Raw genomic sequence first — 15,048 nt, 5'->3', positions numbered from 1 at the left:
TCGAAGCCGTGCGACCGTGCCCGTCAGAACAGCCGGGCGGCCTTCCGGCCGGCCGGCTCCTCCAGATCGAGCAGGAATCGCTTGCGCGCCAGCCCGCCCGCATACCCGGTGAGCGTGCCGTCGGAGCCGATCACACGGTGACACGGCACGACGATCGAGATCGGATTCCTGCCGTTCGCCGCGCCGACCGCGCGGGCGGCTCCGACATCCCCCAGCCTCTCGGCCAGCTCCAGGTAGGAACAGGTCTCACCGTAGGGGATCCGAGCGAGCTCCGACCAGACCCGCCGCTGAAACTCGGTGCCGCGCGGAGCGAGCTCGATGTCGAAAACCCGGCGCCCACCCGTGAAGTACTCGTCGAGCTGCCAAACGGCAGCGGCGAAGTCGTCGGTGCGTTGCCCGAAACCGCTCGGGTCCGGCCGATGCAGGTGCTCCGCCATGTAGAGGCCGGCAAGCACACCGTCGTCCCCCACCAGGGTGAGCGGGCCGATCGGAGAATCGACGATCCGATGTGTTGCGGTCATCGCTGGCTCCCTCCGCCCGGCTGAATCTGGCCGCGGGCTTCGGGGCTTCGCCGCGATGCTGTCCATTCTGCAGCAGGAACCAGACGATCGAACAACCGAGAGGCGGCACACCTCTCCTGTGCACGCACGTCGACAATGTGCCACGGGCAGACGAGTCTCCACTCCCGTGCGGGTGAGCTCTCCGGTGAGCAGCCGTGTCGACATCAGCGTCAGCGCCGGTGAACGCAGAGAATCCCGCGTCGCAGTAAGGTCGCAGAAGGTGGGAGTTCACTGAGATTTGCAATGCCGCACCACACACTTGTCGTACGGTAAGCAGCATCGGCGCAAATGGGGGATGTATGAGCGCATCGACCAGGTCAGAAGAGTTCACACCGGTGTTCGAACGAGCACCGGAGATGGCGGGAACGGAAAACACCCGCTTTCCCGAAAGCGGGATGGCACCAGACACCGCGTACCAGCTCATCCACGACGAGACCATGCTCGACGGCAACTCGCGACTCAACCTTGCGACATTCGTCGGCACGTGGATGGACGATGCGGCCGACAAGCTCTATGCCGAGTCCTACGACAAGAACATGATCGACAAGGACGAATACCCGCGCACCGCTGCAATCGAGGAGCGTGCCTGGCGACTGATCGCCGATCTCTGGAACGCTCCAGACGCGAAGGCCGCGATCGGCACGTCGACGATCGGCTCATCCGAAGCGTGCATGCTCGGCGGACTCGCGCTGAAGCGCAACTGGCAACATGCGCGACGCGACGCCGGAAAACCCGCCGACAAGCCCAACCTCGTGATGAGCTCGGCGGTGCAGGTCTGCTGGGAGAAATTCTGCAACTACTGGGACGTAGAGATGCGACTCGTCCCTCTCACAGAGGAGCACAAGGTACTCGACGGCCATGACCTCGAGCGCTACGTCGACGAGAACACGATCGGCGTCGTCGCGATCATGGGTGTCACATACACGGGGATGTACGAACCCGTCGCGCAGATCGCCGCAGCCCTCGACGAGATCCAGGCGAAGAGCGGCCTGGACATCCCCATCCACGTCGACGGCGCATCGGGCGCGATGATCGCCCCGTTCCTGCAGCCCGACCTCGTCTGGGACTTCCGGCTCGAACGCGTTCACTCCATTTCGACGTCCGGCCACAAATACGGGCTCGTGTACCCCGGGGTCGGTTGGGTGATCTGGCGTGACGAGCAGCGACTGCCCGAGGATCTCGTGTTCCGGGTCAGCTACCTGGGTGGCGATATGCCGACGTTCGCGCTGAACTTCTCCCGCCCAGGTGCCCAGATACTGCTGCAGTACTACCTCTTTCTCCGACTCGGTCGAGCCGGATACACCGTCGTGCAGCGGGGCGCCCAAGACGTGGCGCACTTTCTCGCGAAGGGGATCCAGGGAACCGGTGCGTTCGACCTGTGGAACGACGGATCCGACATCCCGGTCTTCGCATGGCGACTCAAGGCGGGACACACGTCCAACTGGAACCTCTATCACCTGTCGGAGAGGCTCAGGATGCGCGGCTGGCTCGTGCCGGCATACCCGATGCCCGACAATCTCGGCGATCTCACCGTGCAGCGGGTCGTGGTGCGACAGGGACTGAGCATGGATCTCGCGCGCGACCTACTCGCCGACATCGTGACCGAGACCGCCTCTCTGGACGCACTCAAGTCGCCCATGCCCATGGAGGACGTCCACCCCACATTCCATCACTGAGATGGCGTCGCCATGGCGAGGTGCTCGCATCGGCCGAACACTCAGATGACCCCGTGCTCCTCGAGCATCCGACCGATGATCGTCTTCTCGACATACCTCCTTGCAAACCAGGTGACGGGCAGCTTCTTGCCGTCGCGCATGAACATGGTCGACTTCATGAGCTCCCGCACATCGTAGATCGAGCCGAACACCTCGGGCACGGCCCGCTCGATGTCGAGCAACTGGTAGACCGCCTCCATAGCAGTGCGCACCGAGTACTCGGTGGTGAAGATGCAGTCGCGAGTCGACTCGGCGAACTGGCCGATGAAAGCGAAGTTCGCCACCCCCTCTGGCACCACGTCTGGGCGATCCCCCGCCGCGCGCGGCAGGAAGAAGGCCGTGATGAACGGCATCATGCACGGGCGGGTGACGGCTCCGGATGCCGCGAGCTCATGGATCTCGTCTGAGGGCACGCCCATGTGGAACAGCCACTCCCTGGTGATCTCCTCACCGGTGCAGTCACGCATCGGCTTTCTCACGTAGTCGCCGGGAACATCCGTGAACAGGCTGTAGAACCAGACCACCGTCTGAGTGGCGGGTTGTCTGGAGAAGTGCGGTTGCCGGTTCACGGTCCAGCTCAGCAGCCAGGCGCTGTCCTTCGCCGAGACGATCCCGCCGGTGACGACCTTGCCCCCCTGCGTCGGGCGCTTGGCGATCTTCTCGATGTATGCCGGAATGCGCTCGTCGAGCGTGGTGATCGACGCGGACTCCCATTGCGACTGCTCAGGGAACGTGCAGAACTTGTCGGGGCGGCCGAACGAGGCATCCTGCGCAGCGATGTTGCGCCAGAGATGCCAGCTTCCGCCGTCGTGCACGACCGGGTCGAAGGCGGCGGGAGCATGGTGATCGCCCCACCTCGAGTTCTCGACCAGCGAGCCGTTGGTGACGAACACCAGCTCGTTCTCAGTGGTGTCCACGCCGCCCTCGACGCCATCGCGAACCCAGACGATGCGCTTGGCGACCTTCTTCTCCGGGGTGATGTGGAATTGCACGTCCATGACACGAGTGTCGAACTGCATGGTCACGCCCTGCTCCCGCAGCCAGGTGATCAGCGGCAGCACGAGCGACTCGTACTGGTTGTATCTCGTGAACTTCAACGCGCTGAAGTCGGGCAAGCCGCCGATGTGATGGATGAACCGCTGCACATAGAGTTTCATCTCGAGGGCGCTGTGCCACTCCTCGAACGCGAACATCGTGCGCCAGTACAACCAGAAGTTCGAGTCGAAGAAGTCCTGGCTCATCACCTCATCGATGCGCTTGTCGTATAGCTGCTCCGGTAGTTCGAGCACGAGGTCGACGATGTCTTTCGTAGCCCGCTTGCCGAGGGTGAAGTCCATGCCGGTCTCGGCATCCAGACCCCGGTTGATCGTGGCCCGTTGCAGTGAGAAGTTCGGATCGTCCTTGTTCAGCCAGTAGAACTCGTCGAGCACCGACCCGTCGACCTCGAGCGATGGGATGCTGCGGTACAGATCCCAGAGGCACTCAAAGTGATCCTCCATCTCACGGCCGCCTCGGATCAGCCAACCCGTCTCGGCATCGCCGGCGCCGTCGAGGGCGCCGCCGCCGATCGCTGACGCCTCGAGCACGGTGATCCGGTCGCCCGACATCTGCCCGTCCCGGATCAAGAACGCAGCAGCCGCCAAGGAGGCGAGGCCACCACCGACAAGATACGCCGACTTGTCTTCGACCCCCTCGGGTCTGCGCGGACGAGCGAATGCTTCGTAGTTGCCCTTGCCGTAATACACAGGTCCTCTTCCCCCCGAGAAGTCCTCTTCCCCCTTAGAAACGGACTACTACTCCCATCCTCCGTGTTGTCACCCGTTCTGCCTAGGCTTTTGCGTCGAGCGGCGAGAACGGCGCCCGGCTCGCTCCACTAACTTGGGCCATTCGGGAGTCTCGTCGGTCGCCCAGGCGGTCGTTCGGAGAACTGAGCGCCCCGGTCGCCAAGCGTCGTCAGACCTGAACAACGAGTGTCGCGAGCACCCGGGCAATTCCCGCTCCATCGCCGCCAAGCCCAACGGCGCTGCGACCGAAACAGGGCAAATCGCGGCAACATGCTCGGAACTGAAATACCGGTCAACCTATTTAGGGAGTCTCTTTACAAGGAGTCCCGAAATAGGTAGCCTGTACCGGTGGCTCGAAAATCAGCAGGTAAGTCAAGTAGGTTCTCGATGGCAGTCGTAGAGGAAATCGACAACGCGCGAAAGCATTCAGGCATGACCCACGCGAAGCTTTTCAAACTCTCTGGCATGTCGCAGAACTACTACTACTCACGCATGCGCGGCGATCTCCCCTTCAACACCAACGACATCGATAAGATCGCCCAGGCTATCGAGGCCAACCCGTTCGAGATCATGCATGCCGCATCCAAACGCTTTGACGCTGGCCAAGCGAAGTAGCGCAGCATGAGCTCGATCAAGTCCTATGAGACTGCGGCGAGCAAGCGCTTATCGTGTTCGCTACCGAAAGCCTGACGGCAGTCAGACCGACAAGCGCGGCTTCACTACCAAGCGCGACGCGAACCTCTTCCTCGCCACAGTGGAAGTCGACAAGGCGAGCGGCAGCTACATCGACCCCATGGAAGGTGCACATCGAGCCCGTCTGGGGAAGTCGCCGAGTCGGCACCGTCGAGCACTCCGACGTGCAGAACTGGCTCACCGCGCTCTCGGTCGGCGACCTCACCGCGAACCGTAAGCCGAAGTCGCCGAGAGTGTGGGCAAAATGTGGGCACGCGGCGCCTGAAACAACAAACGGCGACCCTATCAAGGGTCGCCATTGCCTGTATTTATATGGTTTGTAGCGGGGGCGGGACTTGAACCCGCGACACCACGATTATGAGCCGTGTGCTCTAACCACCTGAGCTACCCCGCCGCGACCGCATGCGCTACCGAAGCGACGCACGAAGCCAGAGCCCCGAGTCAGGATTGAACTGACGACCCCTTCCTTACCATGGAAGTGCTCTACCACTGAGCTATCGGGGCGAAGCCGCCGCGAGGATTCACCCGCCACGAAATTGGCAACCGGTAAAGGATATCAAAAGATTCGGACCCCCCGCGCACGCCGCCGACATTCGCTACGCCCGGTCCGCGCAGCGTGTCGCCCGAGATCATGCCTGCTGCCACCACCCGCAGCCGCCGTTCATCCGTGCCTGCTCCCACGCACCTCCTCGCCCTCGCGCTGCCCGTGAACAAACGCCCCCACGGACGTTCCATGCAAACGCTTTCAAATTCGCGGCTATGCACTATCGTGGCCGTCATGACAACCGAGTGGTGGCGTTCCGCCGTGATCTACCAGATCTACCCGCGCTCCTTCGCCGATGCGAATGGCGACGGCATGGGCGACCTCGCCGGAATCACGAGCAGACTCCCCGCCCTTCGATCGCTCGGTGTCGACGCCATCTGGCTGTCGCCGTTCTACACCTCCCCGCAGCGTGACGCCGGATACGATGTCGCCGACTATTGCGATGTCGATCCGCGCTTCGGCGCCCTCGCGGACTTCGACGAGATGCAGCGCGCGGCCCACGAGCTCGGCATCCGCGTGATCGTCGACCTCGTTCCCAACCACTCCTCGAGCGACCATCCCTGGTTCCAGGAGGCGCTCGCAGCACCCGAGGGCAGCGAGGAACGCGCCAGATACCTGTTCCGCGACGGCAAGGGCGAGCACGGCGAACTGCCCCCGAACAACTGGGAGTCCGTCTTCGGCGGCGCTGCCTGGACGCGGGTGAACGATCCCGACGGAACACCCGGTCAGTGGTACCTGCACATCTTCGACAGCTCACAGCCCGACTTCGACTGGGAGAATCCGTGGGTGCGCGAGCAGTTCCGCGACGTGCTGCGCTTCTGGCTCGATCGCGGCGTCGACGGATTCCGGGTCGACGTCGCGCATGGTCTCGTCAAGGCCGCCGGGCTCCCCGACTACACCCCGCCTGCCGACGCCGGCAGCATGGGCGGCGGGGCGAGTCCACTCGAACCCGTCATCGACGCGGATGCCGTGCCGTCGCCGCCCTACTGGGCGCAGGCCGGCGTGCATGAGATCTACCGCGACTGGCGCACACTGCTCGACGAGTACCCGGGCGAGCGCGTCCTCGCGGCGGAAGCCTGGGTCGACCCGCTCTCGCGCGTCGCCCTGTGGGTGCGTCCCGATGAGATGCACCAGGCCTTCAACTTCGCCTACCTCGAGACGCCCTGGTCGGGGCCGAGGCTGCGGGCCGTCATCGACGCCTCGCTCGACAGCTTCGCCGCGGTCGGCGCCCCGAGCACCTGGGTGCTCTCCAACCACGACGTCGTGCGCCACGCATCCCGTCTCGCCCTGGCCGCAGACAATCTGCAGGGTCACGGCATCGGTCCCAAAACCGTCGGCCTGCCTGACCCCATCGTCGGTCTGCGCCGGGCACGAGCAGCGACGGCTCTCATGCTCTCACTGCCCGGCAGCGCCTACCTCTATCAGGGCGAAGAGCTCGGCCTGCCCGAGGTGATCGACCTTCCGGATTCCGCTCGCGAGGACCCCACCTGGTTCCGCACGAACGGAGAGCGCTACGGACGCGACGGATGCCGTGTGCCGATCCCGTGGGAGTCCTCGGCACCCTCCTACGGGTTCGGCCCGACATCCAACAGCTGGCTGCCGCAACCGGCCGAGTGGGCCCGGCTGGCCCGGGACGCGCAGCAAGGCGTCTCCGGCTCGACCCTGGAGCTCTACACGCTCGCCCTCGCCTTACGCCACGAGCACGCCCTCGGCACCGGCACCCTCGAGTGGCTGTCCGACTTCGGCGACGACGTCGTGGCGTTCCGCAACGGGGCCGTGACGATCGTGGCGAACGTCGGTGCTGCTCCCGTGGAGCTTCCGGAGGGTACCGTCGTGCTCACGAGCGAGAAGTTGCAAGGACGCGCCCTCCCGCACGACACGACGGCCTGGCTGCTCGCCTGAGTTCTTGGCGGCGGCGCTGGGTTGGACGGCACGGCCTCGCGCCGACCCCGCCGCCTGAGCGCCGACCCGGCCGACCGGTCTGAGCGCCGACCCCGCCGACCGGCCTGAGCGCCGACCCGGCTGGGCAGCCTCCAGCGCCGACCCGGGGTGGGTCTCAGTGTTGGACCAGGCTGGGCCTCACCGCCAAACCCGGCTGGGCCTCAAGGTTGAACCAGGCTGGGCGGCCCCAATGGTGCCGCGACCGACAGACCCCCATCCGCCCGGTCGGTTCTAGCTGAGCAACGTAAGCACGCCGACGCAAACGCAGGATGAGGGGCGCGCTGAGCTTGCCAGCGCCTCAGCGCACCCCTCATCCTGCGTTTTGGATCATCCTGCGTTTTGGGCCGCACGACCATGGCGCCACCCCGGATTGGAACTCCAGAGATACTCGTCCCTCCGCACGAGTTCGAGTATCCCGGCCTCGACCTTCGCCCGGTCGTTCATGAGCATGCGGTAACTGATCCGCAGCACGACATAGCCCTGCATCACGAGCTCGAAATCTCTTGCGGGCAGCCTAGTTCGTGTTGGCGTAGAGCCATTCGAGCGGGTCGACCTTGGTTCCGGCGACACCGCCGAGCCGGATCTCGAAGTGCAGGTGCGGCCCGGTCGACATTCCGGTGTTACCGGTATTGCCGACGACCTGGCCGACCTTGACCTGGTCGCCGACCTTGAACCTCATCGAGCCGTGCTGCATGTGCGCGTAGACGCTCGTGACGAGCTTTCCGTCGATCATGTGGTCGATCATCATGTTGACGCCGAGACTGCCCTCGCCGTCCTCCGCGACGCGGACGATACCGTCGGCGATCGACTGGATCGGCGCACCCTCGCCGGGGTTGAAGTCTTGGCCACCGTGGTTGCTCGAGCAGCCGGCGCAGTCACGATAGCCGAAACGGTCACCGATGTGCACACCCACCGCGAACGGCCACTGGATGGTTCCATTCGGGTTGTTGGTGAACGTCGCCTCGAGACGGATACCACTCGCGGCCGCGGCCTCGGCTATCGTCGCCGACTCATAGCCATCGCGTTGGACCGTGATGCTGTCAGACCCGCTCGCCGCCTGGATGGACTGACCGGGCTCGGTGCGCTTCGGTGCCTGCGCGGCGCGCGCCGCGACCTGCACATCGGTGGTCGACAACAGGGCGTTGGCGGGAATCGAGGTGGCGACGGCCATGAGAGCGACGAACGACATGGCGAGGGCGGCCATGCCCTTCGCGGCGACGCGTCGCGAGAAACCACCCCGGTGGGGCGCACGGGAGGCCGGAGGGGTGACCGGACGCGAAGCCCCCATCGCGTCGTGGGACGCCCCGGCACCGTGATGGGCCTGCGCGCTGCCTGCGCGGGAGTCCAGGGCGGACGCGACGGACACGGTCTCCGCCGCACGACGGCTGGAGCGGCGACTCGGCCGTGTCTCATCATCGGAGGACCCGATCACGGGCGGCGTGACCGGGGACAGGGTCGACTCCGAGGGCGCAGCCACGGTTTCCGCGGCCACAGACACCACGCTCGCGCGCGATTCAGCTCGAGACGCCGCACCGACGAGCGGTCGGACGGCTGGCGCCGCCGCAGAGCCGCCGCGCGCCGCATCCGGCCCCGTCGGCTCCGTCGAGATCAGGGCGTCGAAAGCGCTGAGAAGGTCGATATGCGAGGCAGCGACACCCTCCGCCTCGGGTGCTGCGGGGCGAGCCGGCGTCTCGCCGACCGCTTGCGTCTCGGCCACGACTGGCAGAGTGTCTGCCACGGGCTCCGCCCGAAGAACAGCCCCGAACTTCTGCGCCGAAGCTTCCTGAGCCCGCTCGCGTTCACGCAACTCCCGACGAGTCAGCGGACGCGCCGTCGGCGCGAGGCCTCCGCTGCCGGGCACGGGGGCACCGGGCATAAGGGGGGTATGGGGCAAAACGTAGGATCTTTCCGCGTGGGGGGCGACGACGGGCGGGAGATGATCACTCGGGCCTATGCCAAAGTAACGAATCCATAAAGGATACCCAATTTCGGCGAAAAGGGCCAGGTGAGACCCCGATCCCACCCCCGATCAGGGGGCGTCACCGCGCTCGGTTCGACCACCCGTCACGGTCGAGCCGATAGAGAACATGGCGCGCGAGAGGACTCCCCACAGGCACATTCGGGTGCTCGAAGTCGTCCGCCGGATCATGCCGCATGCCCAGCCGTTCCATGACCCGCATCGACCGTTCGTTGCCCACCGCGGTCATCGAGACGACCTCGGCCAGACCCAGCACTTCGAACGCGAAACCGAGCACCGCGGATGCCGCCTCCGTCGCGAATCCCTGCCCCCACTCGTCCGCCGCGAGGCGCCACCCCACCTCGACCGCCGGCGCCTGCACCGAGCTGAAGTGGGCTTCGAAACCCGGCACGGTGAGGCCGACGAATCCGATGAACACACCCGTATCACGTCGCTCTACCGCCCAGAGCCCGAAGCCACGCCGCCGGAATGCATCCTCGATGCGACCGACGAAAGCGGCCGACTCCTCAGGAGTGAGCGGCGAGGGAAAGTGCTCCATGACCCGTGGATCGGCGTTGAGAGCCGAGAAGGGTTCCAGGTCGGCGTGCGACCAGCGGCGCAGCACGAGACGCTCGGTCTCTAGGCTCGGCCCCGGCGCAGCGGCATCCGCCTCTGTAGCCGTACGGCCGGTCTCGTTCATCCGTCAACACCAGACTCGGCGAGGGCGCGCTCGAGTTGCACGAAAAGGGTCGGCTCCGCGGCGATCGTGAGCGCCCGGCCCTCTGCCGCTCCCGCGAACCCGCCGACGCGCGCACCGGCCTCGCGGGCGATGAGCGCACCGGCGGCGTGATCCCACGGGTTGAGGTGCTTCTCGAAGTGAGCGTCGAGCCGCCCGGCAGCGACGGCGCACAGATCGAGAGCCGCCGAACCGATCCGTCGGATGTCGCGCACACGCGGCAACAGCCCCCGCATCACCTCGGCCTGAGCCGCACGCGACTCGGAGTTGTATGAGAAACCCGTTCCGACGAGGGCGTGCGCCAGGTCGACGTCGTGATTGACCACGAGCCTACTGTTGCGCAGCCACGCTCCCTCACCGACCGAGGCGGTGAAGACCTCGCCGGAGCTCGGATTGACCACGACGCCTGCGAGCGCCCGCCACGTCGACGGATCCGGATCGCCCTCGACCACCGCAATGCTCACCGACCAGGCCGGGATGCCATAGAGGAAGTTGACCGTGCCGTCGATCGGGTCGACCACCCAGGTGAAACCGCTCGTGCCTTCGGAGGCATCCGACTCCTCTCCGAGAAATCCATCGTGCGGACGGGCGTTGGCAAGCAGGCCTCGGATGAGCGCCTCGGCCTCCCGGTCGGCGTGAGTCACGATGTCGACGTCGCTGGACTTCGTCGCGGCGACCTCGACACCTTCGGCTTTGCGACGGGCGGCGAGCTCACCGGCCTGGATGGCGATGTCGCGGGCGAGGCTCAGCAGCTGTGCGGTCATGGTTCCACGCTAGCCCGTCAGCCGCATCCTCAGGCGGCACAGAACTCGTGTTCGATCGCGCACCTCGACGCGAGCAGGGATCGCGAGGAAGGTCGGAACATCACGCGGACGAGGGGGTGCCTGGGTCACAGACGCAAAGCAGGTGCCCGGGTCACAGACGCAAAGCAGGTGCCCGGGTCACAGACGCAAAGCAGGTGCCCGGGTCACAGACGCAGAGCGGATCCCCAGTCATGCGACCGCCGCATCTCGCACCTCGCGCCCGGCGCCCGGCACCCCGCACGATCAGATCGCGGCGAGCAGGCCCTCGCGCAGCGGGGTGGTCGGACGCCCGAGCAGTCTGGCGAGGTCGCCGCTCGTCTCGGCAAGCAGGCCATCGCGAGTGTTCGCATCGAGCGCGACAACGAAGCCGATGGTGCCCTCGTCGAGCCCGGCTTCCGCCAGAATCGCCGCGTGCTCCTCGGGGGTGACGGAACGGAAGACCACCTCACGGCCGACGATGTCACCGATCGTTGAAGCGAGCTCGTCGTAGTTCCAGGCGACGTCGCCGCTGAGCTCGTAGACCTTGCCGACGTGGCTCTCGTCGGCGAGCACGATCGCGGCCGCCTCGGCGTAGTCGGAACGGCTCGCGCTCGCGACGCGCCCGTCGCCGACGCTCGCCACGACGACGCCCGTCTCGCGCGCCTGCTGCAAGGCCTGCACATAGTTCTCGGTGTACCAACCGTTGCGCAGAATCGTGGCCGGGATGCCCGATTCGCGGATGAGCTGCTCGGTGGCCTTGTGCTCGGGGGCGAGCACGAGCTCCGAGACATCCGCACGCGGTGCACTCGTGTAGACGATGCGCCCGACACCGGCGGACACCGCGGCCGCGATCGCGTTGGCGTGCTGCTGAACCCGCTGGCCGACCTCGCTACCGGAGACGAGGAGCACGGCGTCGGCGCCGTCGAAGACGCCCTCGAGGGTCTCGGGACGGGCGTAGTCGATCTGTGCGGTCTTCACGCCGCGCGCGGCGAGTTCGGCGAGCCGCTCTGGGTTGCGTCCGGCGGCGACGATCGTGTCGGCTGGGGTACCCTTCGCGAGGAGGGTTTCGATGACGTGACGACCGAGCGAGCCGGTGGCTCCGGTGACGACGAGTGACATGGCACTTCCTTTCGTGGCATTGATGGCTGCACCATCTGCCAACCGGACGCCTCGACGATTGCTTCCCAGACAACGGTACCCACTTTGAAGTAAGGTACAAACCCCATGGTAAGAATTGCCGAACACGGGGATCTCCCCGGCTTCACGAACGGGATGTCTCCCGCAGCCTGCCCAACGCGCACTGTGCTCGACCACGTCACGAGCAAGTGGGGCGTGCTCATCTTGATCGCGTTGTCGCAGCAGTCACACCGTTGGGGCGAGCTGCGGCGCGCGATCGAGGGCATCAGCGAGAAGATGCTCGCCCAGACTCTGAAGACGCTCGAAGAGGACGGCTTCGTGCGCCGCGAGGCACAGCCCGTGATCCCCCCTCGTGTCGACTACAGCCTCACCGACCGGGGCCAGGAGCTCACGGCCCACCTCCTGCCGCTCATGGGCTGGATCGCCGACAACGCCGACACGATCCTCGACAACCCGCGCCGCGGCTGACGCCTCTGACGCCTCTGACGCGCAGAACCCGGATAGTCCGCGCGCTCCGTCGGCCGCGAGGCCCACGCGAGCGGCATCGAGGTCCTCCACGGTAGCCCAACGCGCGCCTCTTCAGCCGGGATGCCCCGCATACGCGGCTTAGTCGAGTCGTCCCTCGATCAGCGGGGTCAGTGGGAAGGCGCTCAAGCCGGTGAGGAGGTTCGTGGGCATGGGAGTCCTTTCGTCGGTGTGAGGTTCAGTCTGGGGCGATGCGGTTCAATCGGGTGCGCACGGCGATGCCCGCGCAGAGGATGACCACGATGCCTCCGAGGATTGTCGGCCAGGTCAGCTCTTCGTGCAGCAGCAGCGCCGCCCAGAGGATGCTGAGCACGGGTTGCACGAGCTGCACCTGGCTCACCTGCGCCATCGGGCCGATCGCGAGCCCTCGATACCAGGCGAAGAACCCCAGGAACATGCTCACCACAGCCAGATATCCGAACATCGCCCACTCGACCGGCGTACCGGCAGGCGGCTGTTGCACCCAGGCGACAGCTGTCAGCACGATCATCAATGGTGCGGCGACCACGAGCGCCCAGGACACCGTCTGCCACGACCCGAGCTCACGCGCGAGCAGACCGCCCTCTGCGTAGCCGATCGCCGCAGCGACGACGGCCCCGAACAACAACAGGTCCGACAGCGTGAGGTGACCGAACCCACCACCCTGCAACGACGCGAACACGATTGCGGCGACCGCACCGATGATCGCCATGACCCAGAACGCCACCGGCGGACGCTCATGCCCCCGGATCACCGCCATCACCGCAGTCGCAGCAGGAAGCAGTGCGATCACAACGGCACCGTGGCTTGCAGGAGCAGTCATCAGAGCGAACGAGGTCAGCAGCGGGAAGCCAACCACGATCCCGCCCGCTACCACGGCGAGACAGACCCACTGCACCCCACGCGGGAGCCGCTGACGGGTCACCGACAGCGCTACAACAGCGAGCAGAGCGGCGATGACCGCCCGTCCCGAGCCGATGAACAGCGGAGAGAGACCTCCGACCGCCACGCGAGTGAACGGCACCGTGAACGAGAACGCCACGACACCAAGCAATCCCCAGGCCAGTCCGGCACGGGACGTGGATATCACTGTTCGACCCGAGGCAGTAGCGCTACTCTTATCTGTCATGAACAACGATAGCAGTTTCCGGATCGTCGAGGAACTCCGAACGTGGATCGCGACCGCGCCCCCCGGCGCGAAGCTCCCGTCGACCCGGGAACTGGTCGCAAGACATGCAGCAAGTCCGGTGACCGTTCAGAGGGCGCTGCGCACCCTCACCACTCAGGGACTCATCGAGAGCAGACCCGGCGTTGGTACCTTCGTGCGTGCCGTCCGGACAGCGCAGCCACTGGACTACGGGTGGCAGACCGCTGCTCTGGGATCGCCACAATCCCACATCCCGACAGGGTCGGCGACGATGCGGCCGACACCGCCGAACACGATCGCCCTGCACGCCGGCTACCCCAACCAAGAGCTGCTGCCCGAACGCCTCATCCGCACCGCACTCAGCCGCGCTGCTCGCAGTAGCGCGGCGGTGACCCGATCCCCAGTGACCGGGCTTCCCGACCTCCAGGCCTGGTTTGCGGCAGAACTCGCGGCCACCGTGCCGGTCGGCGTCACCCCACCCACCGTGGGTGACGTGATCGTGCTTCCCGGGAGCCAGAGCGGACTCAGCTCTGTCTTCCGCGCCCTCGTCGGCGCGGGGCAACCGCTCTTGATGGAGTCCCCGAGCTACTGGGGAGCGATCCTCGCCGCCGCTCAGGCCGGCGTGAAAGTCATCCCCGTACCATCCGGCCCTACAGGACCGGACCCTGACGAACTCGCTCGCGCGTTCGAAGAGACCGGTGCGCGAGCGTTCTACGCCCAACCGAACTACGCCAATCCCACCGGCGCACAGTGGAGCCGCGCCGGAGCGCAGAACCTCCTCGACGTCGTCCACGCCCATGGTGCGTTCCTCGTCGAGGACGATTGGGCACACGACTTCGGCATCACCACCGATCCAAGCCCGGTCGCCGCGCTCGATGATCGCGGACACGTCGTCTACATCCGCTCCCTCACCAAGAGCGTGTCCCCGGCGATCCGGATCGCCGCAATCATCGCCCGCGGCCCAGCACGCGAACGCATCATCGCCGACCGTGGAGCCGCGTCGATGTACGTCAGCGGCATCCTGCAGGCAGCCGCACTGGACATCGTCACCCAACCCGGCTGGCACACCCACCTCCGCGGGCTCCGTCAACAACTCCGCGCCCGCCGCGACCTACTCATCGACAGCATGAACGATCACGCTCCCACCGCACACCTCACCGGCATCCCACCAGGCGGACTGAACCTCTGGTACCGACTCCCTGACACCATCGAACTCCCCCGCTTCGTCCGCGACTGCGAAACCAACGGTGTCATGGTCGCCTCCGGCACCGAATGGTTCCCCGCAGAATCAGCCGGGTCGTTCATCCGACTCAACTACTCCGGCATCAATCCCGGCACATTCCCCGATGCGGCACGCATCATCGGACACGTTCTCACCCAAGCGAGCTGACACCCCCGGTTGCTCGACATACGGACGAGCCAATCTCCGTCAGGCCTGCCCGCAAGCCGGTCGACTCGAGAACGTCCGTTTCCGACGAGTGTGCCCGCCATACCGGTACGCCTCGTCGGAAACGGACACACTCATGGCGTGGGCGGGGGCGGGGGGCG

At 66.0% G+C, this 15,048-nt stretch carries 13 protein-coding genes and 2 tRNA genes; 5 read left to right on the top strand and 10 right to left on the bottom strand.

Features of this window, described 5'->3' with window-relative positions; translation table 11 throughout:
* Positions 1-23 precede the first annotated feature (23 nt).
* The gene (locus ACFQB0_RS00075) at positions 24-521 is read right to left on the bottom strand and encodes a methylated-DNA--[protein]-cysteine S-methyltransferase (RefSeq protein ID WP_386726018.1); all 498 of its coding nucleotides are present in this window, start codon (positions 519-521) and stop codon (positions 24-26) included.
* Positions 522-916: 395 nt separating this feature from the next.
* Here ACFQB0_RS00075 and ACFQB0_RS00070 point away from each other — a divergent pair, with 395 nt between their 5' ends.
* Positions 917-2,236, top strand: a complete 1,320-nt coding sequence (locus ACFQB0_RS00070; protein WP_386726016.1) for a glutamate decarboxylase — start codon at positions 917-919, stop codon at positions 2,234-2,236.
* A gap of 41 nt (positions 2,237-2,277) precedes the next feature.
* Here ACFQB0_RS00070 and ACFQB0_RS00065 read toward each other — a convergent pair whose 3' ends face one another.
* On the bottom strand, positions 2,278-4,020 hold the full coding sequence (locus ACFQB0_RS00065) for an oleate hydratase (protein WP_386726013.1): 1,743 nt from the start codon (positions 4,018-4,020) through the stop codon (positions 2,278-2,280).
* A gap of 426 nt (positions 4,021-4,446) precedes the next feature.
* Between ACFQB0_RS00065 and ACFQB0_RS00060 the strand changes: the two genes are divergently transcribed.
* Entirely contained in the window at positions 4,447-4,674 is a 228-nt protein-coding gene (locus tag ACFQB0_RS00060) for a helix-turn-helix domain-containing protein (protein ID WP_386726010.1), read from the top strand.
* A gap of 398 nt (positions 4,675-5,072) precedes the next feature.
* On the opposite strand, the gene ACFQB0_RS00055 is transcribed toward ACFQB0_RS00060, so the two are convergent.
* Positions 5,073-5,146: transfer RNA gene (locus tag ACFQB0_RS00055), tRNA-Met, on the bottom strand.
* Between the two features lie 38 nt (positions 5,147-5,184).
* Positions 5,185-5,256, bottom strand: a tRNA-Thr gene (locus ACFQB0_RS00050).
* A gap of 274 nt (positions 5,257-5,530) precedes the next feature.
* Between ACFQB0_RS00050 and ACFQB0_RS00045 the strand changes: the two genes are divergently transcribed.
* A complete protein-coding gene (locus ACFQB0_RS00045) occupies positions 5,531-7,198 on the top strand; it encodes a glycoside hydrolase family 13 protein (RefSeq protein WP_386726007.1) in 1,668 nt (555 codons plus the stop codon).
* Between the two features lie 366 nt (positions 7,199-7,564).
* Here the strand turns inward: ACFQB0_RS00045 and ACFQB0_RS00040 are convergent, their stop codons facing one another.
* The 5 genes from ACFQB0_RS00040 to ACFQB0_RS00020 form a co-directional block, all read right to left on the bottom strand.
* Entirely contained in the window at positions 7,565-7,726 is a 162-nt protein-coding gene (locus tag ACFQB0_RS00040; RefSeq protein ID WP_386726004.1) for a hypothetical protein, read from the bottom strand.
* Between the two features lie 25 nt (positions 7,727-7,751).
* Positions 7,752-8,975: a peptidoglycan DD-metalloendopeptidase family protein gene (locus ACFQB0_RS00035; protein WP_386726002.1), complete on the bottom strand. Its 1,224-nt coding sequence runs from the start codon at positions 8,973-8,975 to the stop codon at positions 7,752-7,754.
* 301 nt (positions 8,976-9,276) lie between these two features.
* The gene (locus ACFQB0_RS00030; protein WP_386726000.1) at positions 9,277-9,894 is read right to left on the bottom strand and encodes a GNAT family N-acetyltransferase; all 618 of its coding nucleotides are present in this window, start codon (positions 9,892-9,894) and stop codon (positions 9,277-9,279) included.
* On the bottom strand, positions 9,891-10,694 hold the full coding sequence (locus tag ACFQB0_RS00025) for an inositol monophosphatase family protein (protein ID WP_386725998.1): 804 nt from the start codon (positions 10,692-10,694) through the stop codon (positions 9,891-9,893). The genes ACFQB0_RS00030 and ACFQB0_RS00025 overlap by 4 nt, the downstream gene beginning before the upstream one ends.
* Before the next feature lie 282 nt (positions 10,695-10,976).
* Entirely contained in the window at positions 10,977-11,831 is an 855-nt protein-coding gene (locus tag ACFQB0_RS00020; RefSeq protein ID WP_386725995.1) for an SDR family oxidoreductase, read from the bottom strand.
* 105 nt (positions 11,832-11,936) lie between these two features.
* On the opposite strand from ACFQB0_RS00020, the gene ACFQB0_RS00015 reads away from it, so the two are divergent.
* Positions 11,937-12,317 (top strand): winged helix-turn-helix transcriptional regulator, encoded by a 381-nt coding sequence (locus ACFQB0_RS00015; RefSeq protein WP_386725993.1) that lies wholly within the window; start codon positions 11,937-11,939, stop codon positions 12,315-12,317.
* A gap of 235 nt (positions 12,318-12,552) precedes the next feature.
* Here ACFQB0_RS00015 and ACFQB0_RS00010 read toward each other — a convergent pair whose 3' ends face one another.
* Positions 12,553-13,482 (bottom strand): DMT family transporter, encoded by a 930-nt coding sequence (locus tag ACFQB0_RS00010; protein WP_386725990.1) that lies wholly within the window; start codon positions 13,480-13,482, stop codon positions 12,553-12,555.
* On the opposite strand from ACFQB0_RS00010, the gene ACFQB0_RS00005 reads away from it, so the two are divergent.
* A complete protein-coding gene (locus ACFQB0_RS00005) occupies positions 13,481-14,890 on the top strand; it encodes an aminotransferase-like domain-containing protein (RefSeq protein ID WP_386725987.1) in 1,410 nt (469 codons plus the stop codon). The genes ACFQB0_RS00010 and ACFQB0_RS00005 overlap by 2 nt on opposite strands.
* Positions 14,891-15,048 lie beyond the last annotated feature (158 nt).

The sequence above is a fragment of the Luethyella okanaganae genome, from assembly GCF_042660285.1.
Lineage (GTDB): Bacteria > Actinomycetota > Actinomycetes > Actinomycetales > Microbacteriaceae > Luethyella > Luethyella okanaganae.
This window is presented reverse-complemented; position numbering and strand designations above follow the sequence as displayed.